The following is a 25,189-nucleotide window of genomic DNA, read 5'->3' as shown; positions in this document are numbered from 1 at the left end:
CGCCCATCGCGCGCTCGCTGCATCAGGTGCGGTGCTGGTGTTCGCCGTTGTTGCGTGAGCGTCCCCGGATCCCGTTGACTCACTTGAACTTGCCGAAATCGACTTCCTCTTTGACGAACTTCCCCGTCAACAGGAGTGCCCGTTCGATGTCCGCGACTATGGACGCGTTGTCGATTGAGGCGGTCACGAAGAGTCCCCAGATATCGTCGTCTATTTCATAGTAGCCGCGAGCATATTTCCAATAGCTGAAATAGTGGTCCTGAGATAAGGCGATTCCTGGATCATCAAGGCCGTCTGGATGCGGTACTTGGACAGAATGCAGAGCATCTTGCAGGATCGCAGCGACGTTTGGAAAGTCGACAGTGCGATGGTCTTCGAGTATCTCGACCAGAAGATCGCTACCGTGGTAGACGGGCCGAACCCGGAATCGAATCAGTTTTGTCATTGCCCGTTTTTCTGTTTCGACAGAGCGGCGTCGATTGTGCCACATGCGAATGCGGTCGAAGTACCGCATGCCGTCTGCATGACAGCGTCGTGTCGTATTCCGGCGCCTGAAAGTCGGCTTTCGATGCGATCAATCGATTGACCGCTTCTGACTGAACGCCGACGCTCCTCCCCGGCGCTCCCCCGGAAATCCGCGATGAACGTTTTAAACCAATGACCGGGCAGAGCGCGAACTCACTGCCATCAGCCTTTCCCTACAGTTCTGAAAGGAAATCCTGGGTTATCGGTAACTACGATAATTTCTATTGCAGATACGTCTCTACTCGCAAAACCGGCCTTCGACTACTGTAGCCGTCACGTTACTACCGAGGCCATTCATGTCCAAACTCAACATCAAACTGCTGGGTCCATGCCTGCTTGCCATTGCGATCGACGCGATGGGATTCGGGCTCGTGTACCCGATCATGGCGGCGATCTTCTCCGACCCCCAATCGGGCATCATCGGGGCCGACACGAGTCCGCACCTCCGCAATTTCTACCTCGGGCTCGGGTACGGCGTCTATCCGTTCTGCATGTTCTTCGGCTCTTCGCTGATGGGTGAGCTGTCCGACGGCTACGGCCGACGGAAAATCCTGCTGCTGTGCGTGTTCGGCCTGGCGCTCAGCTACTTTCTGATGGCCGTCGGCGCGCTGCTGCCGAGTATCGCGCTGCTGCTGATCGGACGCGGCCTGAGCGGGCTGATGGCCGGTTGCCAGGGGATCGCGCAGGCCGCGATCACGGACATGAGCACGCCGGAAACCAAGGCGTACAACATGAGCATCATGTCGATCGCGTTCAGCGCGGGCGTCATCGTCGGCCCCGTGCTCGGCGGCGTCACGTCCGACCGCACGATCGCGCCGTTCTTCAACTACGGCACGCCGTTCCTGCTGGTCGCCGCGCTGTCGGTCGTCTGCGGGCTCTGGACGTTCTGGTCATATCGCAACGCGGTCGCGCCGACCGGCAACACGCGCGTGGACCTGCTGATGCCGCTGCGGATCATCTACCAGGCCGGCACGCACCGCCGCGTCGCGTTCCTGTCGATCGTGTTCTTCCTGATGCAGGTCGGCTACGGGCTGTATCTGCAGACGATCATGCTGGTGCTGCAGACGAAATTTCATTACACCAGCTCGCAGCTCGGCCTGTTCAGCGGCCTGATCGGCATATCTTTCGTGTTCGGGCTGATGGTGATCGTGCGGCTGATGCTGAAAATCTGGAGCGTGGTCGACATCGCGAAGACGGGCCTGCTGATCGCGGGCATCGGGCAAGTACTGTCGGCGCTGTTTCCGCACGAGAACACGCTCTGGGTGCTCGGCATGGTGGTCGGCTGCTTCGACATGGTTGCATACACCACCATGTACACCGCGTATTCGGACGCGGTGAGCGAGGACCGGCAGGGCTGGGCGCTCGGCGTCGCCGGCTCCGTGATGGCGATCGCCTGGGTCGTGACGGGCTTCCTCACCAACCTGTTGCCCGTGCTCGGCGAGCTTGGCCTGCTGATGGTCGGCGGCCTGAGTTTCGTCCTCAGCTTCGTGATGATGCTGGCGTATGGCCGAAAGTGGTCCGTGCCGATCGTGTCCGTCGGCTCGCGCGCCTACGACTGATGTGTGTTTTCCCGGTGCGCGCATCGCTGCGGCGATGCCGCCCGGGCGCCAACCGGGTTCCAGGCCGGCGCATGCTCTCCCTGTATCGAAACGGAAGTACCCGATCAATCCAGCAACACTTCATATTGAAGGACTGACATGGTGAATATCGCATCAAGTGACGAGGACGCCGCATTCGATATGGTCATCGTCGGCGCCGGCGTAGCCGGCCTGTACATGCTGCATCGGGCGAAGGAAGCCGGCCTGTCCGTACGGCTCGTCGACGCGGCCGACGGCATCGGCGGTACCTGGTTCTGGAATCGCTATCCCGGCGCACGCGTCGACATCGAGAGCTTCGAGTATTCGTACTCGTTCTCGAGCGAACTCGAACAGGAATGGCGCTGGACGGAACGCTATGCATCGCAGCCCGAACTGCTGCGCTATTTCGATCACGTCGCGCATCGCTTCGGGCTCTATGAACACATCCGGCTCGGCACGCGGATCGATGCCGCGACGTTCGACGAATCGCGCGCCCGTTGGACGCTCGTCACTCATTCCGGCGAACGACTGCACGCCCGCTACTGCGTGATGGCGACCGGCTGCCTGTCCGCGCCGAAGGTTCCGGACGTCCCCGGATACGGCAGCTTCGCCGGCGAAACCCACTTCACGTCGCGCTGGCCGGCCGGCACGGTCGACCTCGCGGGCAAGCGCATCGGCGTGATCGGCACGGGTTCGTCGGCGATTCAGTTCATTCCGGTGGCCGCGCAATCGGCCGCTCACGTCACCGTGTTCCAGCGCACGCCAAACTACAGCATCCCGCTGCGCAACCGCCCAATGGACGCGGAATACGAGCAGCAAATGAAGGCGAACTACGCGGAACTGCGCCGCATGGAATGGCAATCGCCTGGCGGCTTCGTCTGTGTCGGCGGCGAACCACGTCAACCGCTGCGGATTTCCGCGCTGTCCGTCACGCCGGAAGAACGACTGCGCGAATACGAAGCGCGCTGGGCCGCGGGCGGGCTGTGCTTCTACACGTCGTATAACGATCTGCTGACGAACAAGGAGGCGAACGACACGCTCACGGCGTTCGTTCGCGCGAAGATCCGGGAGAAGATCGACGATCCCGTGCTGGCCGACAAGCTCACGCCGAGCGGCCATCCGATCCTGACGAAGCGCCTGTGCGCCGACAGCGGCTATTTCGAAACCTTCAATCGCGACAACGTGTCGCTGATCGACCTGAAGGAAACGCCGATCGAGTCGATCACCCGCAACGGCATCGTCGCGGGCGGCCGCGAGATCGAGCTCGACATGATCGTGTTCGCAACCGGCTTCGATGCGGTGACGGGCGCGCTGCTGAACGTGGACATTCGCGGGCGTCACGGCGAATCGCTGCGCAGCGCGTGGAAGAGCGGTCCGCACACGTATCTGGGGCTCATGAGTGCGGCGTTCCCCAACCTCTTCAACATCGCGGGCCCCGGCAGCACCGCCTCGCTGAGCAGCGCAGTGCCGTGCGACGAGCACCAGGTCGACCTCGTGATGAAGCTGATCGAGCGCGCCGGGCACGACGATGCGGCTACCGTCGAGCCGACTCGCGCGGCGCAGGAAGCGTGGACGGCACGCATCCAGGCGATCGCCGAGAAGACGCTGATCCATCAGAGCAACTCCTGGTACGTCGGCGCAAACGTGCCGGGCAAGCCGCGTGCCGTCCTGCTCGATCTCGAGGGATTCGATTCCTATATCGCCGTATGCGACGGCATCATCGAACGCGATTACGAAGGCTTCCTGTTCAACCGAGCAACCGCAGATCATACCCTTCCCGAAAGTGTGGCCGAAGTCTGACCGCGCGACATCCTCCCTCTGAATCGGTTTTCTCCCCACCGGAGATTCGCGCCTGACGGGCGCGAATCTCAATAAGGATTACGTATGAGCAAACTTTATTCGAGCGCCGCTTCAGCGCTCCGGGACATCGTGCGCGACGGCCAGACCTTCGCGATCGGCGGCTTCGGCCTGTGCGGGATTCCCGAGGCGCTGATCGCGGCACTGCGGGATTCGGCCGTCAAGGGCATCACCTGCATCAGCAACAACGCGGGCGTCGACGGCTTCGGTCTCGGCCTGCTGCTGGAAACGCGCCAGATCAAGAAGATGATCTCGTCGTACGTCGGCGAGAACAAGGAGTTCGAGCGCCAGTACCTGGCCGGCGAGCTCGAGCTCGAATTCACGCCGCAGGGCACGCTCGCCGAGAAGCTGCGCGCGGGCGGCGCCGGCATTCCCGCCTTCTTCACGAATACCGGCTACGGCACCGTGATCGCGGAAGGCAAGGAAACGCGCCAGTTCGGCGATCGCCACTACGTGCTCGAGCCGTCGCTGACGGCCGACGTCGCGCTCGTGAAGGCGTGGAAGGCCGACAAGTCCGGCAACCTGATCTATCGCCGCACCGCGCGCAACTTCAACCCGATGTGCGCGATGGCCGGCAAGATCACCGTCGTGGAAGTCGAGGAGATCGTCGAGAACGGCACGCTCGATCCGGACCAGGTCCACACGCCGGGCATCTTCGTGCAGCGCATCGTGCTGAACGCGACGCCCGAGAAACGCATCGAACAACGCGTCGTACGCACGAAAGGAGACTGACATGGCCTGGAATCGTGACCAGATGGCCGCGCGCGCGGCGAAGGAACTGCAGGACGGCTTCTACGTGAACCTCGGCATCGGCCTGCCGACGCTCGTCGCGAACCACGTGCCGGAAGGCGTCGAGGTGTGGCTGCAGTCGGAGAACGGCCTGCTCGGCATCGGTCCGTCGCCGACCGAGGACGAAGTCGATGCGGATCTCATCAACGCCGGCAAGCAGACCGTCACGACGCTGCCGGGCTCGTCGATCTTCTCGTCGGCCGATTCGTTCGCGATGATTCGCGGCGGCCACATCAACCTCGCGATCCTCGGCGCGATGCAGGTCAGCAAGACGGGCGACCTCGCGAACTGGATGATCCCGGGCAAGATGATCAAGGGCATGGGCGGCGCAATGGATCTCGTCGCGGGCGTGAAGCGCGTTGTCGTGCTGATGGAGCACGTCGCGAAGGGCGACCAGCACAAGATTCTCGACGAATGCAACCTGCCGCTGACGGGCGTGGGCGTGGTCGACCTGATCATCACAGATCTCGGTGTGATCGAAGTGACGCCGCACGGCCTGAAGGTGCTCGAACTCGCCGACGGCGTGAGCGTCGGCGAGATCAAGGCGAAGACCAGCGCGCCGCTCGATGTAAGCGCCGTGTCCTGAAACACCGGCGAAGAACGGCAATGCATCACGCCGTTTCGTCGCTTTCGATTTGCGTTCGTTGTTTCGCTGTACTTACTGCATCACCTTTATCACCAGGAAATTGAGTTCGATGTCGTCACATTCATAAATCTAATCTGTTTGAGAGGGCCGTCATGAGTCAGGATCAGATGTGGAAGTTCAAGCCGTATACGAGGCACACGGTTTCCCAATCGCCGCAATGGCAGCTGTTGCCGAGCGAGCTTCAGGAAGCCGTCGACGTCGTCTCGCGCGTACTGCCGTTTCGAGTCAATCCCTATGTGCTGAACGAGCTGATCGACTGGGACAAGGTTCCCGACGACCCGATCTACCGGCTGACGTTCCCGCACCGCGACATGCTGAAGGACGACGAGTATGCGGCGATCCGTGATCTCGTCCGGGAAGGTGCCGACGAAGCGCGCATCGACGCCGTCGTCCGCCAGATCCGCCTGCGGATGAATCCGCATCCCGCCGGGCAACTGACCCACAACGTGCCCTATCTCGACGGCGTGCCGTTAAGCGGCCTGCAGCACAAGTATCGCGAGACGGTGCTGTTCTTTCCGAGTGCGGGGCAATCCTGCCACGCGTATTGCACGTTCTGCTTCCGCTGGCCGCAGTTCGTCGGCATGGACGAACTCAAGTTCGACGCGCGTTCGTCGCAGGAGCTCACCGCCTATCTGCGGCGTCATCCGGAAGTCACCGACATTCTCGTGACGGGCGGCGATCCGCTCGTGATGAGTGCCCGCGCGCTCGGCGAGTACCTCGAGCCGCTGCTCGCGCCGGAGTTCGACCATTTGCAGAACATCCGGATCGGCACGAAATCGGTCGCCTATTGGCCGCAGCGCTTCGTGAGCGACAAGGACTCGGACGACCTGCTGCGCGTGTTCGAAAAGGTGGTGGCGTCCGGGCGCAATCTCGCGATCATGGGCCATTACAACCATCCGCGCGAACTGCAGCATCCGATCGCGCAGCGGGCCCTGCGACGCATCATCGGCACCGGCGCGACCGTGCGCATCCAGGCGCCGCTGATCCGGCACATCAACGAGGATCCGGCCGCCTGGGCCGAGCTCTGGACGACGGGCGTGCGGCTCGGCGCGATCCCGTACTACATGTTCGTCGAACGCGACACCGGGCCCAGCGACTATTTCAAGCTGCCGCTCGCACGCGCCTACGAGATTTTCCAGGCCGCCTACCGCTCGATATCGGGCCTCGCCCGCACCGTGCGCGGCCCATCGATGAGCGCGTTCCCGGGCAAGGTGATGGTCGACGGCATCGTCGAGCTGGCCGGCGAGAAGGTGTTCGCGCTGCAACTGCTGCAGGCCCGCAACCCGGAATGGGTGCGCCGGCCGTTCTATGCGAAGTTCGATCCGAAAGCGACTTGGTTCGACGAGCTCGTCCCCGCATTCGGCGAAAAAACCTTCTTCTTCCAGGACGAACTGGCGGCAATGGAGGCGGGCACTCGCGGATCGGGCCGGACCATCGCCGTGGCGCGTCACGATGCCGTGCGCCCCGATTTGCTGGAGGCCGTGGAATGAGCGGCCTTCTCGATCAGGACAGCGCGGAGTACGAAGTCTTTGCGCTGCGTTACGCGACGCACGACGATCGGCGCAGCGGCGAGAACTATCTCGGCGACGATCCGCACGACGACATCTCCATGCCGCTCGACTTCTATGTCTGGGTGATTCGCGGCATGGGCCGCACGGTATTGGTCGACACGGGGTTCGACGCGTCGACCGCCGCCCGGCGCAAGCGTCGCTATCTGCATTCGCCGGTGGAGCTGCTAGGCGAGCTCGGCATCGACGCAGCCGACGTGGACGACGTGATCATCACGCACATGCACTACGACCACGCGGGGAACATTCGCGCGTTTCCTGCGGCGACGCTGCATATCCAGGATGCGGAGATGGCGTACTGCACCGGGCGCTGCATGTGTCACGAAGCGATTCGCAAGCCGTTCGAGGCGCGTGACGTGTGTGCGGCGATCGAACGGCTGCACGCGGGCCGCGTGCGATTCGCCGACGGCGATCACGCGGTGGCATCCGGCATCCATACGCATCTGATCGGCGGCCACACGGCCGGCCTGCAGGTGGTGCGGGTGCGCACGGCGCGCGGCCATGTGGTGCTGGCCAGCGACGCCGCGCACTACTGGGACCACATCCGCTCGAAGCGCCCGTTCCCGATCGTCTTCAACGTCGCGCGCATGCTCGACGGGCATGCGGCGATCGAAGCGCTGGCGGACGGCCCCGACCACATCATTCCCGGCCACGATCCGGCGGTGCGCCAGCGCTTCCCGCGCTGGAACGGACATCCGGACATCGTGGCGCTGCACGCGTCGCCCCTGAGCGACGCGCACCTCGCCGTCGACGCGTCGCGCGTGGCGGCACCGAACCCGGCGACAGCATCGGCCGACGTTCAACTCGAAACGGGAGAAACGCAATGACGAACACGATTTCGATTGCGATCATTGGCCTGGGGCCGCGCGGCGTCACCGTGCTCGAGCGCCTCGTCGAGCACGCGCGCAATATTCCGGCCGGCATCGCGCTGGACATCACGGTGTTCGACGCCGGCGAATGCGGGCAGGGCGCGCATCCGTCGAGCCAGCCGGATCACTTGATGATCAACACCGTCGCGTCGCAAGTGACGATGTTCGCGCCGTCGAGCGAGCTGGGCCGGCACGGCGCGCCGTCGCTCGTCGAATGGGCGCATGACAGCGGATATCGCTACGTCGACGGCGCGTTCCGGAGGGCGTCGGTCGATGCGGGCCGCCCGCTCAATGAGGCCGACCATCTGCCGCGCAGCCTGCTCGGCGAATACCTGTCCTGGGTTTATGCACGGATCGTCGCGGCGCTGCCGCGCAGCGTCGCGGTGACGCATCGCCGTGCCCGAGTGGTCGATCTCGTGCCGGCCAACCGCGGCTACGAACTGCATGTCGACGACAGTGCGCCGGCCTTTGCGCACTACGTGTTCCTGACGACGGGCCACGGCACGCGCCGGCCCACCGAGACCGACCAGCGCCTCGCGCAGTTCGCGGAGCGGCATCAGGTCAACAACGCGCAGCTCGCGTACGTGCCGTCGCCATACCCGATCGAGACGCTGAACGATATCGCCCCTACCGCGACTGTCGCCATACAGGGGTTCGGCCTCACCGCACACGATGTCGTGTCCGCGCTGACGATCGGCCGTGGCGGACGCTACGTCGAACGCGACGGCGAACTCGAATACCAGAAGTCGGGGCTCGAACCGCAGATCCTGCTGTTCTCCCGCAACTGCCTGCCTTTCGCCGCGCGCGGGATCAACCAGAAGGGGCTGACGGGCCGCCACCGCCCGCGCTTCTTCACGCCGGACGCGGTGGCGGCATTGCGTGCGGCTGCGCTGGATACGACGGGCGACAGCCGGATCGATTTCCGCGCAGACGTGCTGCCGCTGATCATCAAGGAAATGGCTTACGCGTACCGGCTCGCGCTGCAAGGCGGCAACGTCGATGCCGACGGGTTCGAGCCGAACGCCGATGAGCTGCATGCGATTGGCCAGATTCTGTGGCCGCTCGAGGGCCGAAGGTTCGAATCCTTCGACGCATTCCACACGTTCTTTTTCACGCTCATGCGCGACGACCTGCATCACGCGCTGCTCGGCAACCTGACGAGCCCGGTCAAGGCGGCGACCGACGTGCTGCGCGATACGCGCGACGCGTTGCGCGCGGCCGTCGAATACGGCGGGCTGACGCCCGATTCGCATCGCTACTTCGTCGACGAATTCAACGCCATCACGAACCGCGTGTCGTTCGGCCCGCCGCTGCGGCGCAACCGCGAGCACCTCGCACTGCATCGCGCCGGCTTGCTCGACATCGCCGGCGGCCCCGGCGCGCGGCTCGTCGCCGACGAGACGTGCGCGCATTTCCGCATCGAGGCGCACTACGGCGAGCGGGCGGAGCGCCGCTACGCGGACGTGCTCGTCGTCGCGCGGCTCGATCCGTATTCGCCCGTCACCGACGGTTCGCCGCTCTCGACAGCGCTGCTCGGCCGCGGCATCGTCCGCCCGTACCGGAACGGCGACTACCACCCGGGCGGACTCGACGTCGATACGGGTATGCATCCGCTCGGCCGCGACGGCGAAGCGCAGTCGCGCCTCTGGGCCATCGGCTTTCCCGTCGAAGGCGCGCACTTCTACACGCATGCGCTGCCGCGTCCGGGCATCGCGTCGCGGCAGACGCGCGACGCCGAGCGCTGCGTGCTCGAACTGCTCGACATGATCGCGGCCGAACAGGCCACCGGCCCGGCTCGCATCGGCGTGCCGGGCGACGACACGACCGCGACGCGCGATTCGCTCGCGGCCGCGCCTGAAGCCGCGTTGACAGCGGCGCTGGAGGGCAACTGAATATGCTGACCCTGCACGATTTCCACCGCTCGTCCGCATCGTTCCGGGTGCGTATCGCGCTCAATCTGAAGGGCGTCGCCTATACGACGGTCGTTCAGGATCTCGATGCGCGCGCCCACCGCGCCGATCCGTATCTGTCGATCAATCCGCAAGGCCTGCTGCCTGCGCTACGGATCGGCGACCGCGTGCTGACCCAGTCGTCGGCGATCGTCGAGTATCTCGACGACGAATATCCGGACCCGCCGCTGCTGCCAGCCGGCACACAGGAGCGCGCGCGCGTGCGGGCGCTGTTCCAGACGGTCGCGGCGGACACCCACCCGATCACGGCCATGCGTGTCGCCCAGTACCTGAAAGAGGCGACCGGCTGCGACGACGGCGTGGTGCTCCGCTGGAAGCAGCACTGGATCACCACGAGCCTGGACGCACTCGAGACGATGCTCGCCGGCAGCGACGAGACAGGGCGATTCTGTCACGGCGATCGGCCGTCGCTCGCGGACCTCGCGCTGGTGCCGCAAATCGTCTCTGCCCGCAACGTCAACGTCGATATCACGCCGTATCCGACCGTATCGCGCATTCATGACGCATGCATGCAGCTCGCGGCGTTCCGCGATGCCCATCCGGATACCTGTTCATCCCACCCTGCGTACTACAAGGAGTAACCATGCAGACGATCGAAGGCGACATTCTCTCGTTCTCGGAATATCTCGAACTGACGTCGAAACCCCCGGCCGACCCGGTGGTCTGGAAGTGGCAGTCGATCGAATCAATGACGCGCAGCCGCCCGCATAACCCGCAGGGCACGCTTGCGCTGTCCGGCGGCAGAGTCGACGAGCACGGGACGGTCGCCCCCGAACTGTCGCTCGTCATCCAGGTGCTGAAGCCCGGCGAGATGACGGAGCGGCATCGCCATTCATTCTGGCATCTGTACATCGTTCATTCGGGGTCCGGAGAAATGGCGTTCGGCGAAGACCAGACGCACGAGCGGCTCGTGCCGGGCGACACCGTGTTCGTGCCCGCCTGGAGCTATCACGCGATCGGTAACCCGTCAGGCACCGAACCGTTCGTGCTGTTCCGCCTGCAGAACCTTCCGCAGAACGCGAGTTCGGGCAATCTCATGCGCGAAATCCAGGGAGAGCTGCAAATCATCTATGCCGGCGCGGGTCTGGCATCCCATCGGTAACGCGACGCGCGGGTCGGCCGTACACGGCAACCGGCCCGCGTATAGACGAAGGAGGTGTTCGTTGGCTTATACGTTCGAGAAGGGCCGCATCTATCGAATGCCCACTCACTTCGGACCGGCGCCGGGCCCCCGGCAGGTGCCGGACGCGCTCGCGGTCGACCCGCACCGCAATCCGACGCGCATGACGGTATCCGCATCGTTTCTCACCGACGCGACCCGGCTGGAACGGCATCTTCCGGAACGTTTCACGCTCGCCGGCGAGCCCGTCGTGACCGTCGAGTTTCACTACCTGACCGGCATCGACTGGCTCGCCGGACGCGGCTACACGATGGTTCACGTGAGCTGGCCCGCGATCTTCGCGGGCACGCGCGACCGCGCTGCCGGAAAGTTTCTCGCGGCGGTATGGGAAAACCTCGCGGATCCGATCATCACCGGCCGCGACGAGATCGGTCATCCGAAGCTGTATGCGGACGTCGCGGCGCCGCGGCAGTTCAACGGCGAACAGCATTGCGAAGCGAGCTGGATGGGCTTTCGCTTTCTCGAGCTCGGCGTGACGGGATTGCGCGAGCCGGTCGCCGACACGCCGCCGGCCCGGTCCGACGGCACCTTGATGCTGAAGTACACGCCGCGCACCGGCGACTGGGGCGAGACCGAGCTCTGCCAGGTCACGCTGACGCCGGTTCACGACCCGTACGTCACGGTCGATCGGCGGCAGGTCGGAGATGCGCGCGTGCGCTTCAACGTCGCGAGCTGGTCGGACCTGCCGACGATGGCGCACGTCGTCAATGCCCTCGCCGAGTTGCCGATCGTCGAGATGCGCGGCGGCTCGATCGTGCATGCGCATGGCGGGAAGCCATACCTGGATCAGCGCGTGCTGTCGTAGCGCGCATGCCCCGGCCCGGCCGGTATCGCGCCGCACGCTTTCGCGCGATGCGCGAATGCCATCGGGCATTCAACGTTTGCTTGACCCGACCCGCCGGGCAGTCCGGCGGGTACAACCTCAACCCCACAGGTGCCAAGATGACCCGAGCCTTCACCCAGAAATTCGACGTCACGTATCGCGACCAGGATCCCGCCGGCCACGTCAGCGCGACGATGTATTACGTGTACATGCTGAACGCATACATGGCTTACGCGCATGAACTGCTGGAGGTGCCGCTCGATCAGGGCATTCCGCAGATCATGCTGAAGACGTCGTGCGAATACGTCCGTTCCGCGAAATGGGGGGAAACGCTCGAATTGAGCGCGCGAATCACGCGCCTCGGCACGAAGAGCTTCGACCTCGAATACCTGATCACGCTCGCGGACGACGCCAAGACCGTGATCGCGCGCGGCGCGTCGACGCACGTCGCTTACGACTACGTGACGGAGTCGACCGTGCCGCTGTCGGACACGTTCCGCGCACGCGTCAGGCAATACCAGGAAGAGGAGGCGCCCGAATTGTCCGAGGTCGCCTGACAAACCGCGCCGTCACTGCGCCCGGTCCGATGCCGGGCGCAGTGCCACGGTTGGCCGGGGAAAGCGGATTGCCGGGATCGAATGCCGGAGTTACGGCGCATGAGCGATGTCGACACATGCGAAGGCGCCCGGCTCACGACAGGTTGTACCGAAAAGGCTACGTTAGCGTGAAACCGGCCAGAACGGCACACGCCAGCGAGAAGATCAACGTTCAATTCAGGGTGAACGTCGAAAGGTTGCGCAGTAATCGAGTGTGGTGACAAGCCGGGCGGGACCAGGGTTCGCCAAACCTGAATGCCTGCAATCAGCAGAACAACGGGTGATATGTAGCACTGCAAACCGTCCTGCCTGTCGACACACATGAACACTGTTGCAACCGGGACGCGTTCATATGGACTGGCATGTCCACTGTCGTCTCGATCCAGAATGGCGATCGCACGTCGGCGCTGTATCGCCGGCTCGACCGCCGCCTGCTTTCCTTTCTGCTCATCTGCTATTTGTTTGCCTGCCTTGACCGGCTCAATGTTGGTTTCGCCCGGCTGCACATGCAGTCCGACATCGGCTTGACCGATGCGCAATACGGCCTGGCCGCCGGCATATTTTTCATCGGATACGCGCTCTTCGAGGTGCCGTCCAACCTGCTGCTGCCGAAAATCGGCGCGCGCAAGGCCATCAGCCGGATCCTGGTGTTGTGGGGCCTGACGTCCGCAGCCATGGTCGCGACGCGCGATGCGACGACGTTCTATGTGCTGCGCTTTCTCCTGGGCGTCTTCGAGGCCGGATTCACGCCGGGCATCCTGTTCTATCTGACCTGCTGGTATCCCGAATCCCGCCGTGCGAAAGCCATTGCCGCGGTCATGATCGGCGGCCCCCTTGCGGGCGTGCTCGGCGGCCCGCTGTCGATGTGGATTATGACGACCTTCGCAGGCTTGGGCGGCCTGTCCGGCTGGCAGTGGATGTACCTGATCGAAGGGCTGCCGTGCGTCGCGCTCGGCATCATGGCCCGCGTGCTGCTTGCCGATCGGCCCGAGACCGCAACGTGGCTGTCACCCGAGGAACGGCAGGAACTCGTCGACATGACCGCGAAGCCTCAACATGCGGAGCGGCACGGTTTCGCGGAAGTCGTGAAGGATCCGTACGTCTATTTGATGAGCGCCGCCTATTTCTGCGTCATATGCGGCATCTACCTGATCAATTTCTGGTTGCCCGGCCTGCTGGCGGCCGGCGGCGTCACCGATCCGATGAAGATCGGCCTCTATTCGTCGATTCCGTTCGTTGCCGCGACCGTCGGCATGGTCGTCGCGGGCCGTAGTTCCGATCGTCGCAACGAGCGGCGCTGGCACAGCGCGATTCCGGCTCTGGTCAGCGCGATTTCACTCGTTGCGACTGTCGTGTCGAGCGACAGGCTCGACGTTTCGCTGATATTCATCACGGTTGCGACGACCGCAATGTGGATGGCCTACACGGTGTTCTGGACCATTCCATCCGCCTATCTGAAAGGACCCGCCGCCGCGGGCGGCATCGCGCTGATCAATACGATCGGCGTGTTGGGCGGCTTTTTCAGTCCTGCGGCAATCGGCTGGCTGCGTACGTCGACTGGGAGCTTCCGCGTGTGCCTGGTGCTGATGGCGGCCATCATGGCCATCGGCGCCGCGCTGCTTGCGGCCACCCGGCCCGCTCCCGTTTCAATGCGCGGAAAAAAGTGAAATATGCGGACGTCGATGCACGGTCGGGGATTCGTTTTGTCGATCGTGCTACATGTCGAGCGCGTCGTCCGCAGCCCGCGCCATCATCTTCGGCAGATACTCCTCGATGATCTTCACGACGACCTGGGTCTTCGAAGGCACGGGCCGTGTGACCGGCAGCAGCGCATGCAGGTCGAATCCCGGTACCGTGTAATCCGGCAGCAGCCTGACGAGCCGGCCGGATTCCAGGGCGTCGATGCAGACGTGTTCCTGAAGGACGCCGATACCCGCGCCGTTCAGCAGTAGCTCGTAGACCGGCCGCCAGTGGCTGGTGCTGACGACGACGTTGATCGGCGTCGGCCGCGCCGATTTCGACGGACTCATCAGGCGAAGCTGGCCGTCGTTGAAGAGCCCCGTGACGCGAATGAATGGGTGTCCGACGATGTCGGTCGGTTCCTCTGGCAGCCCATGCTTTTCGATATAAAGCGGCGATGCGACCAGTACGCGTCGTACGTAACCCAGTCGACGCGCGACGAAATTGCCATCGCCGATCTGGCCGAGCCGCAATGAAATATCGACGCCCTCGGTGACGGGGTCGGTGATTTCGTCATTCAGGACGAGCTCGATATAGAGCTGCGGATTTTGTTCGCGGATGACCGTGAGAATTTCCGGCAGTACGACTTCGCCCAACCCATGTGGCGCGGCAATGCGAATGCGCCCACGCACGATCTTGTTGCCGAGCGTGACGACGGCCCGTGCCTCGTCGGCCGCGTCGAGCACGACCTTGCTTCGCTGATAGAACAGAATGCCTTCATCGGTGCACGACACCGCGCGCGTGTTTCGGAGCAGCAATTTGACGCCGAGAAACCGTTCGAGCCGATCGACTCGGTCGCTAACGGTAGGTTGGCCAAGGCCGAGATCTTTCGCGGCCCTCGATAAATTGCCACGCTCGACAACCCGCACGAAAATTCGCATGGCCGCCAGCAAATCCATAGACCCTCGATAATCGGAAGAATTTAGTTATTCTGAAAAGCGAAAACAGGTTCGCTTGTTTCTGTCCGGCCGCCGGCGAGCGATAGGCCCGTTTGGGATGTTACAACTCGTTACGTGGGGCAGACGCGTAACTATACCCAACCCTGTCAATTTAGGCTGAAACTTTTTACGCATAAGAAATTCAATGTGCCGGAGGGGCGGGGGCGCGTCGTTGTGCGGCAATTAAGAGGCTGAACAGTCGGGGCCGCCACGTCACTACCTGATGTTTATGCGCGGCCGGGCAGTTCGATCAGCCACGCTTCGATGCCGTCCGGAAAGACGCTCCCCAAGCCGGCGTAATTGGCTGCCGCTCCGCAGGCATGATGCGGCCGATGCCGTGCCGTCCGGCGCTGGAGCGGAATGGGGAGGGTACCGGCCAGTAGGGCGATGCTTCGGGACTCCGCTTTAAAAAATCGGTATGCAAGATTTTTAAACAATTATGCAGATTATTTATTTATCGGGAAAGATGGGTTATTTTTCTCTGTTAGCATATTTAAGAAAAAAAGATCAAGAGCGCTGGCTGTTGGATCTGATAATTTATTCGACTCTGTTGTAATGAAAATGTAATTAATTCCAGATGGTTTATGGACAAGCCGACCGGCTTCGATTTCAAACAACTTGAATCGTTGCCCCGGCGCGAGCGGGCGTGCCGTTTCTATCGAAATATCGATTTATGTGATGCGGGCGACACGCAGGATCAATTATCGAAACGAGAGAGACATGGAAGTCGACACGCCGAAAAACGCCACCGTTTTCAACGGTAGTCGTCAATCACGAGGAACAATACGCTATCTGGCCGGACGAGTAGCCTGTGCCGGAAGGTGGCGTGCGCCGGGCGCGTCGGGAGCCCGGACGTTTGTCTCGAATGGATCGGCGCCAACTGGACCGACAGGCGCCCGTTGAGTGTGCGTACGGCGCTGTCGGCCTGACTGTCGACGCGCGGGAGCACGCTGCGTTACGCCGTGAGAATCCGAGAGAAAAAGCACCATGTTTGTCGATGATCGCGTGGGCGGGGCCTCGGCACAGGCATTCTGGCTTCACGCGCGCATGACCTAGGCCGCTCCTGTCCGAACCGTTTGGTCGGATTCGATGGCGGCCGGCGGCTGCATCGCGAGCCGCGCGCTGCAACAGCAGCATGAACTGAACCGGCTGCGTGCGAGCTCCGGTTGCGCTTCGACCTCGCTCGCGCGTTGCGTGCGGCTGCCTCCCAGGCGCGTGTCGCGGTGGATGCCGCGCAAACGGTGGGTCGGTCATTGACGACTACCTCAGCGCGGCACGTGGATGCGCTCCTTGATATGCTTGAGATTGGCCACGATAGTGAAGGTCATGATGACCAACATGGACCATGAGCTCCATTTGCCGACGTGCACGGCCGACCATGCTCCGATCTGGTTCGGATAGCGCCATACGCCCGCAAAGGTGCTGATGTTTTCGGCCAGCCAGATAAAACCGCCAATGAGCACGAAGGCCAGCAGCAAGGGCATCTGGTAGTTTCGATCCAGCGGACGAAATACCACGGTGGTCCGAGCATACAGGCCCAGAGCGCAGGCTGCCAGATACCAGCGATAGTCGCCAATATAGTGGTGGGTAAAAAAGTTGACATAGATAAGCACTGCGATCAGCGCCGCCATCCAGTGCGGGGGATGATGACGTATGTGCAGATCGAATAGCCGCCAGGCCTGGATGATGTAGCTGCCCACGGCGGCATACATAAAGCCCGAGAACAAGGGCACGCCCCATAGTTTCGTGTAGGCAGCGTCGGGATAAGCCCAGGACTGGATGCTGCCAGAGGTTTTGAACACCTCCAGCGCAAAACCCACGCAATGAAACAGCGAGATGACCTTGAGTTCGTCCAGCGTCTCCAGGCGCGTGAAAACCATGCCCGCTTGAATAAGCAGTGCGGCAATTAGTAGTGCATCATAGCGCGGCACGCCCCAAAGCCCGGCGCGTGGCGTGGCGAACACCGCCAGGAAGAACAACCCGGCGAACAGACAACTACGCGCTTCCTTCAGGCCGAAGAAGAAAAACTCCAGAACAAAGCGCCTGAATCCATCCAGCCTGCCGGGTAACGGCGGCGTCATGAGCCAGTCGTCCAAGGCGTTCAGACGAGGGCGGGATGCGCGCGGCGAGCATTGAATCGAGTTGGAAGGGGGCATAGAGGGGGGAAAGGCACTGAAGACAGGTTGGGTGTGAGCTGTTCACCGATGCCCACAATGCATCTAACATGAAATTCGTTCGGTATAACGAGGTAGCCAGTATGATAGTCGCTCCACGCTTTCCAATCCTGTTATCCCGGTCTCGTGCTCGCTGACGCCTCAGAAACTACGCACTGTTGAGACGCTTTCCTGGTCAAGAACTCCGCTTTCCAAGCTTCGTGTCTATCGTCGACGTGACCGATCATTCGTGTCGTTCACCGGACAATATGGTATTCGTCATCGGATGCTCCGAGACGGCGCCGGTCAACATCGACGCCGCCGATGTCATTGATTTGCAAAAGCAATTGAATTTTACATAATGCTGATTATCACCCGATTGGGTTGTAATGGCTAGATTGAAATGTCCGAGTTCATGCCCGGAACGGCGCATTTACCTGCGCCGTCCCAGTACTTCGGAGGAAAAGTAAGTGCTTTTAGTGCTCCGGAGGGAAAGTATGCGGTTTTGGCACGTTTACATCTCAACCACATAGATTTGCTACCTCCACATTCCAACCATATATAGTTGCTACGCACGAGAAATACACTTATGTAAAATTTAGGAGCCCGAACTGGCTTGCTTCATTGGCTGTATCCTCCGCCACACGTTCCGTACTCTTGCCGAATTCAGGTCGCCCGTCCATCGGCTCAATAGCAATAACGGCGCCGATCGGAAGTACTCACGGGACTATACTGTGCGTGGTGTGGTCGACGGCTCGTCGCATACCGATGGGCATCTTGCCCCCTGTTAATTTTCTGAGAGGAATTCCCCCCACCTTTATGGCTACCTATCTCGAACTGAAGGCGCAAGCCGAAGCGCTGGCACAACAGGCGGAAGAAGCGCGGCTCGCGGAGCTAGACGCCATCATTTCCTCCATCCGCGAACAGATTGCCGAATACGGGATCACGCCCGAACAACTTTTCGGTCGACGTCGCACCGTTGCATCGAGCCCTCGTGCCCCGATCGCGCCGAAGTATCGTGATCCGAAGACCGGCGCGACGTGGAGCGGCCGCGGTAAAGCGCCGCAGTGGATTGCGAAGGCCAAGAATCGCAGTCGCTTTTTGATCCCCGCCTCAGAGTGAGCCGCGAGCACGCGGTCGAGCGCCGCCCGCGCGCTGCCTAAATGCTATTGCTCAATCGGATTCACGGTTACGGGTGGTGGCAACGATTCGCCCGGCACGTCGTTCTTGGCGTTTAATCGTCGCGCAAGTACGCGCGCCCGCCCGGCGGTGCTTAAGCTAAACACAAGGTTTGTCGCAACGAGGAGAATGAAGATCAGAACCGCCGTTATGGCTCTGCGCTGGGCTTTTAACCCGTCATTGACAGTTTCCTTTAGTGCCCCGTCTGCGATGCCCTTACAGATCGCCATTGTCTCGTCAGGGGTTAAGCCGGTGAGATTAGTGGTCGGCAATGTCGACCTCTCACAGGCCTGAGCATCGAGCCGCCAAGATTTCCCCCAGATGCCCTCGACGCTTGCGCCGTCACTCCATAGCCACGTCTTCGAAACGTTCATGGTGATTAGCGTCGTCTTCTGATGACTCGCTTTGTCGGCCGTCACGACAAAAACCGCCATCATGAGCGCAAGCAAGATAGTGGGGGCGATGAAATGCTTGGTCTGTGGGGACTCGAGTGGCTCGTCTTTCGAGGGATCGATATACGCGCGAACACGTTTGACTTCGCTCGGAGTGAGATTATGGCGCTCCATCCAGGACAGCAGCCGATGTAGATCGGATACTGATCGGGCCGATACGCCATACACCAATCTAAATCGCATCAAGTCAAGCTGATCTTGCCCGAATGACTTCAGCTTATTGTCGTTGAACTCTTTGTCACCGACGAATGCCGCCCACACCTTTTCCCGAATTAACTGTGGCGAATTCAGTCGAATGATCGCATAGCCTGCGAAGCAGGCGATACCCAAAATGGATAGTAAATAGGTAATAAACGGCGCAATCGCTGCGCCCAGAATGGGATTCATGCCATTCCTTCTAAAATATAGCTCCGGGAGCAAAATAAACACCAGCTCGCTTCGCCCTAGTCAAATCTTCGAATCCAGCGCAACGTCTCTTCCTTCTTGTCGAGATTGTCCGGCACGCGGAAAAGCCGACTCGAATATGCCTCGAAGCGAACGGGCTTCGTGTACCTCGCAACCATCCGATACGCATCTGGAATGTCACCCCGTGTCGCATCGCCGAGCTGCGGATTCTCTCCTGCCTGAATCACAACCCCACCTGGATATTCGTGGATCTTGCACGTCGGTTCGAGCGCAGCGCGCATCGGACCGGCACCGCCGAGTTCGGTGACAATATCGTCCCCGAGCACTGTCAGCCAGTTCACGCACTTGATGCGATTGTGGACGTCCTCCGCTTCCATTGAAAAATTTACGCCCCCAATGTAGTCGAACCCCGGGAAGCGTTTCATCAATGGCAACGCGTATTTCGTGTTCTGCGACATACCCGACGCATAGATCAAAGAGAGGCCGGCCGTCCCATGCACGGGCTGCAACAAGGCACTCCATCTCAACACCGCGGCTAGCATCACTTCGAAATTGGGTCGACCACTTTCGCAGACCTGCATATACGCGGACATACAAGAAAGCTCTTGCTCGTCGCTTCGGCTAATTAACACGTGCGCCTGATAAGGTTCGATATCGTCCTTCTTCAGGCCTATGTCAACTGCACCAAACAATGCGGTGCTGTATCCGGTCTCGGCAGGATCACGCGCATACTCCGCACGAACTCGCGCCTCAAGATCGTTCGATAATTTGACGGTCCTGCGGGCGTCTCTCGGAAGTATCTGATCAACTTGGTCCGGGAACATCCGATGGTAGTCGACTAAGAATTGGAGGGCCTGCTCGCGGAGTTCGCTCCGGTCAGCATTCGAAATATATAGTTCGCATCCCAGACCAAATTTTGCAGCTGGCCCGGAATCCGCACTCGCATAGGGAAGATAGAGTTCGTCCAATGCGCATGGCCCGCCATGCGATTCGAGCAAGTCTGCCACAACCTGAGATGGTTCCATCGTTTCGTCTCTGCAAGAAGTTGAACCGCATGCTGCGGCAAAGTCATGGGATCGGCACGGCATTGCGCGGTGGGAACGCACGACTCCCCTCAGAAACAATCACGTACGCGAGTAGCGCGGCACCGGTCAACCGAATACCTGTCGTCGAGAACAACGCATCACCGATTCTGTCCATCAACCCCTTTTCCTGGGGCGCGGGTGCTGTAACTGGAACTGTCTTTGGCGGCGGCCAATCGTCATCGCAGTTACAGCGCTCGTCGACGCGAAACTCTTCGAAGTTGTCGGGGTCACCCGTATGCTTCTTTGCAATCCGTTGATAGTCTCTTTCGGCCTGCTCCGAAAGCTTATCTCCCTCGAACTTCATATCATACAGCTTGGTAACTTTTCCATTCTCGACCGGGGCAACGTCAAGACGACGTGAATTTGGCCGAATGTAGTTCGACGTCGGGATCTCTGGATTGCCCTTGCTCCCGATCAGGTCCCATCCGCTTCCTCGATCATACGGAATCTCCCGCCATACTTTCGCGTCTGGCTTCGGGTGGCCATTTCCATCGTAGTACTTGTCATCGATTTTCTTGCGCACACAATCCTGATAGGTCTTGCCAGGCGGCAACTTACCCTTCCACTCCTTCAAGCAGTCGCACGCCATCTGGCAGAGCTCGTCGAGCAAATCCTGTTCATCTTGCGGCAGATCGCGTTGCTTGAGTCCCGCCATGTTGACCGTGTTTCGATGGTTCATGAACAGCTTGTCGGTCAACCTGCAGGCCGCCTTCCCTTCGAATTTCACGTCAAACGAGTGGGTGATCCAGTCGGTTTCAGCGAGGTGTGTGCCCGACACAACGCCACCCATCGAGCCCGCCTCGTCGAAAATGCTCTTCGAGAACTGGCTGCCGTAGTTCGCGATCATGTTCCCGCCGTCGGCAAACACTGACGTCGTGCCCTTGACCAAGTCTCGCGAGTGCGCCTCGTTCTGATAGGGCACCGGCACGCCGTTGCCCGGCGTCTTACAAACGTCCGGCAACGTGTTGTCGCTTACGCCGCCGCTGCCGCGGTGGCAAAGGGTCAGGCCATTAACGTTGATGGTGATCGCCATGAGCGGCTCTCCTGCCATGCGGGCGAGGGATCGGTGGGGCCGATGAGCACTGCACCACGCAGCGAGTCATCGGAACTGGATAGAACGAGGTGATTCACCTGCCGTGGGCGCTTCGACATTCCGTAAGCGGCCAGCGCAACATGCGCGACCGCGCTCGCGGAAGCTAGATCGCCACTAGCAAGCGCAGGTACAACACGCTGCCAGCCCGGTGCCAGCACTTCGGCTATCCGAAGCGCCGTGAAACCGAACTGGTCGGCTCGATACGGTTCACCGTTCAGATCGACCGAAATCCAGCCGATCGGGTCGGCACTAAATTCCTGTCCCTGTCCGAGCGCGGCACGAACCGCTTGAGACAGGCCCGCCGCAATGCAGACCTTCCCAGAGTCGTGAGTGTGCGCCTCGTGTGCATGTCCCACGCCGAGCAGCCGCGCCCAGCCTTTTCCGCCCGACGCTAACTGCCCGGACAGCGCAACCGCGGCCGCACCTTCGCCAGGCACACGACCGTAGGGCTCTACCCGGAACCGACCGCGATACGCGCGCTGCGCTCCATGCAGCAGCGATCGCGCATCGAGCCACATCAGCGCATCGTGACTCAGGCCCGACTCGACGCCGAGTACGACGGCCAGCGCGGTCGGATCCGCGTCGAGCCTCTCGGCTGCTTCCTCGATCGCGGCGACACCCGCGGCATGGCCGCCCTTCCGGATCAGAACCTCTGTCCACCCCTCCGCTACCTCCTGGACCGATGCCCTCACCGTTTCGACGAGGTCCGAGGGCAGTCCAGGACGGAGCGCGTTCTCCGGAAGCACGATCCAAAGCCAACGGATGCGGCCCTGCAGAGCGTCGTGGCCTCGCCGCACCAAATCGCCCATCACTTGCTCCAGCGCCTCCCGCGCGAGCGCCCCCCAACGCGCCGAATCGAAAGGACGTTCGACGGGGAAGAAGCTGCCGCGGACCGGCTCGCCCGCGCCATCAACGTAATCGGGATGACGCTGGAGTTGGGCGAGCTGCGCGCGCACTGCCGTGTCGGCGAGCTCGATACTGGGGCCGGACGGAAAGATGCACGACGCGGAAACAATCACCGGCGTACGGCTCATGCGGGTTGCTCCGTGTCGGATTCAGGACTCGCCTCGGCTGCGGTCAGGACATCGCCGAATACGGCTTGCCACGCCTTATCGAGTGGTCGACGCTTCATCGTCACGCGGGTCTGTTCTAGCAAATTGACCTTCTCGTGACATGGCAATGCCATGTGGTACACCACGCATACGCGGAGGTCGTCCGGCTCGAGGATGATTGTGTGTATCACTGGCCGAGTATGCACGCGTGTGCCGTCGTAAAAGCGCGTCTCGCACACCAGCGAGACCTTGGGTAATCGGAAGTTCAAGCGGCCGCCGGGCACCAAATCCGGCCGTGTCACATTGAGGAGCGTCACTGTTTCGCCGCCCGACAGGTGGCCATTCGCTTGCTGCTCGGGCGGTGCGATCTGCCAGAATCGAGGGTCCAAATCCTCGGGCGGTAGCGGATGTCGTGTGTTGCGCCAGGTGTCGTCGTACGTGCCCCCGTGCTGCAGTCTCGCCGGCCAATGAGCTGGTAGTACACCGAACCCCGTAGTTGGCGGTACGTCGTCTCTCTTGCGAATCGGCTTCGTCACGGATTCAATATTTGGCAACCAGACGCGACCATCAGCGTCGGGCGTATAACCTCGCCCAACAGGGTTGCGGCTCGCCGGCGGTAATTCCGGCGTATCACCGCCGAATGCGTACTCATAGGCGAGCGGCATGCTCACGAAAGGCACCGCCTCACTGGGGCGCCACGACCAAAGCTTGCGCTCCCAATATCGATCGCCACATACCGTCGCAAAGTGGCCAGTCGCCCCAATCTGAAATCCTGCCCGCAGCGTCCTTACAGGCTCCCCATTCGGGGCCCACGCAGCTCCGTTCAGGACGATGTCGGTCGCCGCCTTGGGTGGCCCCAGGTCGGTATCGTAGAGCAAACCAGCACGCCCGTCGGCCGGTACCGGACCATGATTTAGCGGTAGCTGTTCGCCGGCGAGCCGGACCTTTCCGTCTGGCAGAATGCTATAGGTCGCCTTCACGGCTACGACCCATACTTCCGCTCCGTCGGAATCTCGCACCCAAGTCCGATCCGCAGCAAACGGGGTCCAGTTATCGACGCGCCACATACCGTCAGTTCAGTTCAATCTGGCCACCCGCGATCCGGTTCACACCGGCCGCGTCGCTCACGATGTATTCGCCGCGCAACGCGATCTTGCCGTTCGGATACAGTGTGATGCTCGCCTTCCCGCATCGCAGCGTAATTTTTTGCTTCGCTTCGAACACGAGTTCGTCCTCGGCAACCGCCGGCAGCTGAGGTCCCGTGTCGTCCGAGGCCGCCGTCGACGTGCCCGGCTGCAGAAGACATTCGATTTCGTGATTCATGCAATCCCCTTCTAGGTCAGCGTCTGGAAAAGCGCGCGCTGCGCGGGCGCGGAAAGGCGGGTCGGGAAGAGAGGCCCACGGGTCAGTCGTTGCAGATGTTCAGCGGCGAGTGGCCGCCATGCGAGCGGTCCGCAAATCAGGACCTCCCCGAGCCACTCAGGCGTAATCGGCCGGCCCGCGAAGTAACGTTGGGCGTCGTCGAACCGCGGGCCGTTCGTGTGCCACCAGGCTGCGAAACCAGCGGCGTCGGGCCATGGCAAATGCGCGTCCGGGTCGACATCAGGTATTTCGCCGTCGGGGAGCTGATCACGTGCATCCGGAAGCATCTCGGCGCATTGCCAATCATCGCGGACCGGATCGGCACCGGTGATCAGTGAAAGCGACGCAGCAGCGACCCGCGCGGTCCGGGGGGCCGCGAGGTGTTCAATCAGGGTCGGAACAGCGTCAATCCGGCCGAGCCACCCCAGCGCCATCAGATGAAGCCGTACTAACCCCGGTTCATCTAGTCGATCAAAGTAACGCGGGACTCGATCCGGCGCGTGCAGGGCCAAACAGCGCAGTGCGTTGCCGAAGACCCGTGTATCGGCCGCGAAATCGGAGAGCAGCTTGTCGAGTGCGTCACATGCGGCCGACTCGCGCGCTCCCGGCGCGAGCGAAAGCAATGTCCGCGCCGCCGCCGCCCGCGCGTCGGCAACGTCATGATCGAGATACCGTTGAGCACCAGTGGCGAGGTCGTGCCGGCCGACGCCCAGCACCAGTTGCAGCGCGTCGACAATCTCTGCGGCAGTGGGTTCGCTGATGATCTGCAGTTGCTGCAACGCCTGTTGCGCGACGCCATCGAAATCCCGATGCCGCGCACCGATCAGCGGCAAGCGGATCGGACTGGGCAAGGCTTCTATACGCGCTCGTACTTGTGGCGTCGCCGGCGCCCATTCAAACGCGTCGACCATCCCGACTCGAAGGTCGGGAATCGCCGTTGCAAGCGCTTGGCACCCGTCCAGCATTTTGTTGTCGTCGCGTGCCAGCGCGTACAGCGTCATCGCAAACATCTCGCCGGCGCGAAGCGGATCTGGTGTCGACACCTGCATTCGCCTCGTCGAGGGCTCTCCAAGCAGGAGGAGCGATTCCAACGCGGCCAGCAACCGATCGTCGAACTCCGCCAGATCAGCAAAGTCGACTGCCGAACTGGCCAGCATGTTTGTGCGTCGCCGCCATCCTATTGCGAGCAGATCAGCGTATTGGTCGGCGAGTTGCTCAGCGGTGCTCGCAATCAGCGACTGCCCCATGCCGCCTTCGATTGTCCGCGCGAGGGCTTCCGACGGAGAGATCGCCGACTGACCATCAGACGTATCTTCGACTGTGTGCATGC

Annotated in this window: 23 protein-coding genes; 13 read left to right on the top strand and 10 right to left on the bottom strand. The window is 61.8% G+C overall.

The window, feature by feature from the left end; genetic code table 11:
- Window positions 1-79: 79 nt before the first annotated feature.
- The gene (locus ACP26O_RS29000) at window positions 80-445 is read right to left on the bottom strand and encodes a hypothetical protein (protein WP_175664770.1); all 366 of its coding nucleotides are present in this window, start codon (window positions 443-445) and stop codon (window positions 80-82) included.
- Between the two features lie 376 nt (window positions 446-821).
- Between ACP26O_RS29000 and ACP26O_RS28995 the strand changes: the two genes are divergently transcribed.
- The 12 genes from ACP26O_RS28995 to ACP26O_RS28940 all read left to right on the top strand — a co-directional run bounded on the left by ACP26O_RS28995 (window position 822) and on the right by ACP26O_RS28940 (window position 14,067).
- Window positions 822-2,084, top strand: coding sequence for an MFS transporter (locus ACP26O_RS28995; RefSeq protein ID WP_165754564.1), 1,263 nt, complete (start codon window positions 822-824; stop codon window positions 2,082-2,084).
- Window positions 2,085-2,222: 138 nt separating this feature from the next.
- Window positions 2,223-3,902 (top strand): flavin-containing monooxygenase, encoded by a 1,680-nt coding sequence (locus tag ACP26O_RS28990; RefSeq protein WP_175664771.1) that lies wholly within the window; start codon window positions 2,223-2,225, stop codon window positions 3,900-3,902.
- Window positions 3,903-3,986: 84 nt separating this feature from the next.
- A complete protein-coding gene (locus ACP26O_RS28985; protein WP_426284650.1) occupies window positions 3,987-4,691 on the top strand; it encodes a CoA transferase subunit A in 705 nt (234 codons plus the stop codon).
- A gap of 1 nt (window position 4,692) precedes the next feature.
- Window positions 4,693-5,334, top strand: coding sequence for a CoA transferase subunit B (locus ACP26O_RS28980; protein WP_229083561.1), 642 nt, complete (start codon window positions 4,693-4,695; stop codon window positions 5,332-5,334).
- A 152-nt stretch (window positions 5,335-5,486) separates the two neighbouring features.
- Window positions 5,487-6,884 (top strand): KamA family radical SAM protein, encoded by a 1,398-nt coding sequence (locus ACP26O_RS28975; protein ID WP_175666722.1) that lies wholly within the window; start codon window positions 5,487-5,489, stop codon window positions 6,882-6,884.
- Entirely contained in the window at window positions 6,881-7,789 is a 909-nt protein-coding gene (locus ACP26O_RS28970; protein WP_175701442.1) for an N-acyl homoserine lactonase family protein, read from the top strand. The genes ACP26O_RS28975 and ACP26O_RS28970 overlap by 4 nt, the downstream gene beginning before the upstream one ends.
- On the top strand, window positions 7,786-9,723 hold the full coding sequence (locus ACP26O_RS28965) for an FAD/NAD(P)-binding protein (RefSeq protein WP_175666720.1): 1,938 nt from the start codon (window positions 7,786-7,788) through the stop codon (window positions 9,721-9,723). The genes ACP26O_RS28970 and ACP26O_RS28965 overlap by 4 nt, the downstream gene beginning before the upstream one ends.
- A gap of 2 nt (window positions 9,724-9,725) precedes the next feature.
- Complete coding sequence (maiA, locus tag ACP26O_RS28960; RefSeq protein WP_175662046.1) at window positions 9,726-10,382, top strand: maleylacetoacetate isomerase; 657 nt, start codon at window positions 9,726-9,728, stop codon at window positions 10,380-10,382.
- 2 nt (window positions 10,383-10,384) lie between these two features.
- Window positions 10,385-10,903, top strand: coding sequence for a cupin domain-containing protein (locus ACP26O_RS28955; protein WP_006756721.1), 519 nt, complete (start codon window positions 10,385-10,387; stop codon window positions 10,901-10,903).
- A 61-nt stretch (window positions 10,904-10,964) separates the two neighbouring features.
- Entirely contained in the window at window positions 10,965-11,786 is an 822-nt protein-coding gene (locus ACP26O_RS28950) for an acetoacetate decarboxylase family protein (RefSeq protein WP_175666719.1), read from the top strand.
- 137 nt (window positions 11,787-11,923) lie between these two features.
- A complete protein-coding gene (locus ACP26O_RS28945; RefSeq protein ID WP_175666718.1) occupies window positions 11,924-12,361 on the top strand; it encodes an acyl-CoA thioesterase in 438 nt (145 codons plus the stop codon).
- 401 nt (window positions 12,362-12,762) lie between these two features.
- The gene (locus ACP26O_RS28940; RefSeq protein ID WP_175666717.1) at window positions 12,763-14,067 is read left to right on the top strand and encodes an MFS transporter; all 1,305 of its coding nucleotides are present in this window, start codon (window positions 12,763-12,765) and stop codon (window positions 14,065-14,067) included.
- A 48-nt stretch (window positions 14,068-14,115) separates the two neighbouring features.
- On the opposite strand, the gene ACP26O_RS28935 is transcribed toward ACP26O_RS28940, so the two are convergent.
- A complete protein-coding gene (locus ACP26O_RS28935) occupies window positions 14,116-15,039 on the bottom strand; it encodes a LysR family transcriptional regulator (protein ID WP_105830806.1) in 924 nt (307 codons plus the stop codon).
- 1,304 nt (window positions 15,040-16,343) lie between these two features.
- Complete coding sequence (locus tag ACP26O_RS28930) at window positions 16,344-17,159, bottom strand: DUF817 domain-containing protein (RefSeq protein WP_165754554.1); 816 nt, start codon at window positions 17,157-17,159, stop codon at window positions 16,344-16,346.
- Window positions 17,160-18,050: 891 nt separating this feature from the next.
- On the opposite strand from ACP26O_RS28930, the gene ACP26O_RS28925 reads away from it, so the two are divergent.
- Window positions 18,051-18,353 (top strand): H-NS histone family protein, encoded by a 303-nt coding sequence (locus ACP26O_RS28925; protein WP_175666181.1) that lies wholly within the window; start codon window positions 18,051-18,053, stop codon window positions 18,351-18,353.
- A 44-nt stretch (window positions 18,354-18,397) separates the two neighbouring features.
- Here the strand turns inward: ACP26O_RS28925 and ACP26O_RS28920 are convergent, their stop codons facing one another.
- The 7 genes from ACP26O_RS28920 to ACP26O_RS28890 are packed head-to-tail and all read right to left on the bottom strand — an operon-like array spanning window position 18,398 to window position 25,187.
- Window positions 18,398-19,249, bottom strand: coding sequence for a DUF6216 family protein (locus tag ACP26O_RS28920; protein ID WP_175666182.1), 852 nt, complete (start codon window positions 19,247-19,249; stop codon window positions 18,398-18,400).
- A 56-nt stretch (window positions 19,250-19,305) separates the two neighbouring features.
- The gene (locus ACP26O_RS28915) at window positions 19,306-20,292 is read right to left on the bottom strand and encodes a type VI immunity family protein (protein WP_244101360.1); all 987 of its coding nucleotides are present in this window, start codon (window positions 20,290-20,292) and stop codon (window positions 19,306-19,308) included.
- Between the two features lie 43 nt (window positions 20,293-20,335).
- Window positions 20,336-21,385: a DUF4150 domain-containing protein gene (locus tag ACP26O_RS28910; RefSeq protein WP_175666183.1), complete on the bottom strand. Its 1,050-nt coding sequence runs from the start codon at window positions 21,383-21,385 to the stop codon at window positions 20,336-20,338.
- Complete coding sequence (locus ACP26O_RS28905; protein WP_175666184.1) at window positions 21,355-22,479, bottom strand: beta-ketoacyl synthase; 1,125 nt, start codon at window positions 22,477-22,479, stop codon at window positions 21,355-21,357. Before ACP26O_RS28905 ends, ACP26O_RS28910 begins: the two co-directional genes overlap by 31 nt.
- Window positions 22,476-23,564, bottom strand: a complete 1,089-nt coding sequence (locus ACP26O_RS28900; protein WP_175666185.1) for a DUF2169 family type VI secretion system accessory protein — start codon at window positions 23,562-23,564, stop codon at window positions 22,476-22,478. The genes ACP26O_RS28905 and ACP26O_RS28900 overlap by 4 nt, the downstream gene beginning before the upstream one ends.
- A gap of 4 nt (window positions 23,565-23,568) precedes the next feature.
- Entirely contained in the window at window positions 23,569-23,820 is a 252-nt protein-coding gene (locus ACP26O_RS28895; protein WP_175666186.1) for a hypothetical protein, read from the bottom strand.
- Between the two features lie 11 nt (window positions 23,821-23,831).
- Window positions 23,832-25,187, bottom strand: coding sequence for a hypothetical protein (locus ACP26O_RS28890; protein WP_244099067.1), 1,356 nt, complete (start codon window positions 25,185-25,187; stop codon window positions 23,832-23,834).
- Between the last annotated feature and the right edge of the window lie 2 nt (window positions 25,188-25,189).

Source organism: Burkholderia sp. R-40 (genome assembly GCF_049942845.1).
Classification (GTDB): Bacteria; Pseudomonadota; Gammaproteobacteria; order Burkholderiales; family Burkholderiaceae; genus Burkholderia; species Burkholderia ambifaria.
Note: the sequence above shows the minus strand (reverse complement) of the source record. Positions and strands in the feature narration are given on the sequence as shown.

Excerpts from the sequence above, each read along its gene's own strand:
- ACP26O_RS29000 (WP_175664770.1), bottom strand. The coding sequence starts at position 445 with ATGACAAAACTGATTCGATTCCGGGTTCGGCCCGTCTACCACGGTAGC.
- ACP26O_RS28995 (WP_165754564.1), top strand. The coding sequence starts at position 822 with ATGTCCAAACTCAACATCAAACTGCTGGGTCCATGCCTGCTTGCCATT.
- ACP26O_RS28990 (WP_175664771.1), top strand. The coding sequence starts at position 2,223 with ATGGTGAATATCGCATCAAGTGACGAGGACGCCGCATTCGATATGGTC.
- ACP26O_RS28985 (WP_426284650.1), top strand. The coding sequence starts at position 3,987 with ATGAGCAAACTTTATTCGAGCGCCGCTTCAGCGCTCCGGGACATCGTG.
- ACP26O_RS28980 (WP_229083561.1), top strand. The coding sequence starts at position 4,693 with ATGGCCTGGAATCGTGACCAGATGGCCGCGCGCGCGGCGAAGGAACTG.
- ACP26O_RS28975 (WP_175666722.1), top strand. The coding sequence starts at position 5,487 with ATGAGTCAGGATCAGATGTGGAAGTTCAAGCCGTATACGAGGCACACG.
- ACP26O_RS28970 (WP_175701442.1), top strand. The coding sequence starts at position 6,881 with ATGAGCGGCCTTCTCGATCAGGACAGCGCGGAGTACGAAGTCTTTGCG.
- ACP26O_RS28965 (WP_175666720.1), top strand. The coding sequence starts at position 7,786 with ATGACGAACACGATTTCGATTGCGATCATTGGCCTGGGGCCGCGCGGC.
- maiA (WP_175662046.1), top strand. The coding sequence starts at position 9,726 with ATGCTGACCCTGCACGATTTCCACCGCTCGTCCGCATCGTTCCGGGTG.
- ACP26O_RS28955 (WP_006756721.1), top strand. The coding sequence starts at position 10,385 with ATGCAGACGATCGAAGGCGACATTCTCTCGTTCTCGGAATATCTCGAA.
- ACP26O_RS28945 (WP_175666718.1), top strand. The coding sequence starts at position 11,924 with ATGACCCGAGCCTTCACCCAGAAATTCGACGTCACGTATCGCGACCAG.
- ACP26O_RS28940 (WP_175666717.1), top strand. The coding sequence starts at position 12,763 with ATGTCCACTGTCGTCTCGATCCAGAATGGCGATCGCACGTCGGCGCTG.
- ACP26O_RS28935 (WP_105830806.1), bottom strand. The coding sequence starts at position 15,039 with ATGGATTTGCTGGCGGCCATGCGAATTTTCGTGCGGGTTGTCGAGCGT.
- ACP26O_RS28930 (WP_165754554.1), bottom strand. The coding sequence starts at position 17,159 with ATGACGCCGCCGTTACCCGGCAGGCTGGATGGATTCAGGCGCTTTGTT.
- ACP26O_RS28925 (WP_175666181.1), top strand. The coding sequence starts at position 18,051 with ATGGCTACCTATCTCGAACTGAAGGCGCAAGCCGAAGCGCTGGCACAA.
- ACP26O_RS28920 (WP_175666182.1), bottom strand. The coding sequence starts at position 19,249 with ATGAATCCCATTCTGGGCGCAGCGATTGCGCCGTTTATTACCTATTTA.
- ACP26O_RS28915 (WP_244101360.1), bottom strand. The coding sequence starts at position 20,292 with ATGGAACCATCTCAGGTTGTGGCAGACTTGCTCGAATCGCATGGCGGG.
- ACP26O_RS28910 (WP_175666183.1), bottom strand. The coding sequence starts at position 21,385 with ATGGCGATCACCATCAACGTTAATGGCCTGACCCTTTGCCACCGCGGC.
- ACP26O_RS28905 (WP_175666184.1), bottom strand. The coding sequence starts at position 22,479 with ATGAGCCGTACGCCGGTGATTGTTTCCGCGTCGTGCATCTTTCCGTCC.
- ACP26O_RS28900 (WP_175666185.1), bottom strand. The coding sequence starts at position 23,564 with ATGTGGCGCGTCGATAACTGGACCCCGTTTGCTGCGGATCGGACTTGG.
- ACP26O_RS28895 (WP_175666186.1), bottom strand. The coding sequence starts at position 23,820 with ATGAATCACGAAATCGAATGTCTTCTGCAGCCGGGCACGTCGACGGCG.
- ACP26O_RS28890 (WP_244099067.1), bottom strand. The coding sequence starts at position 25,187 with ATGCACACAGTCGAAGATACGTCTGATGGTCAGTCGGCGATCTCTCCG.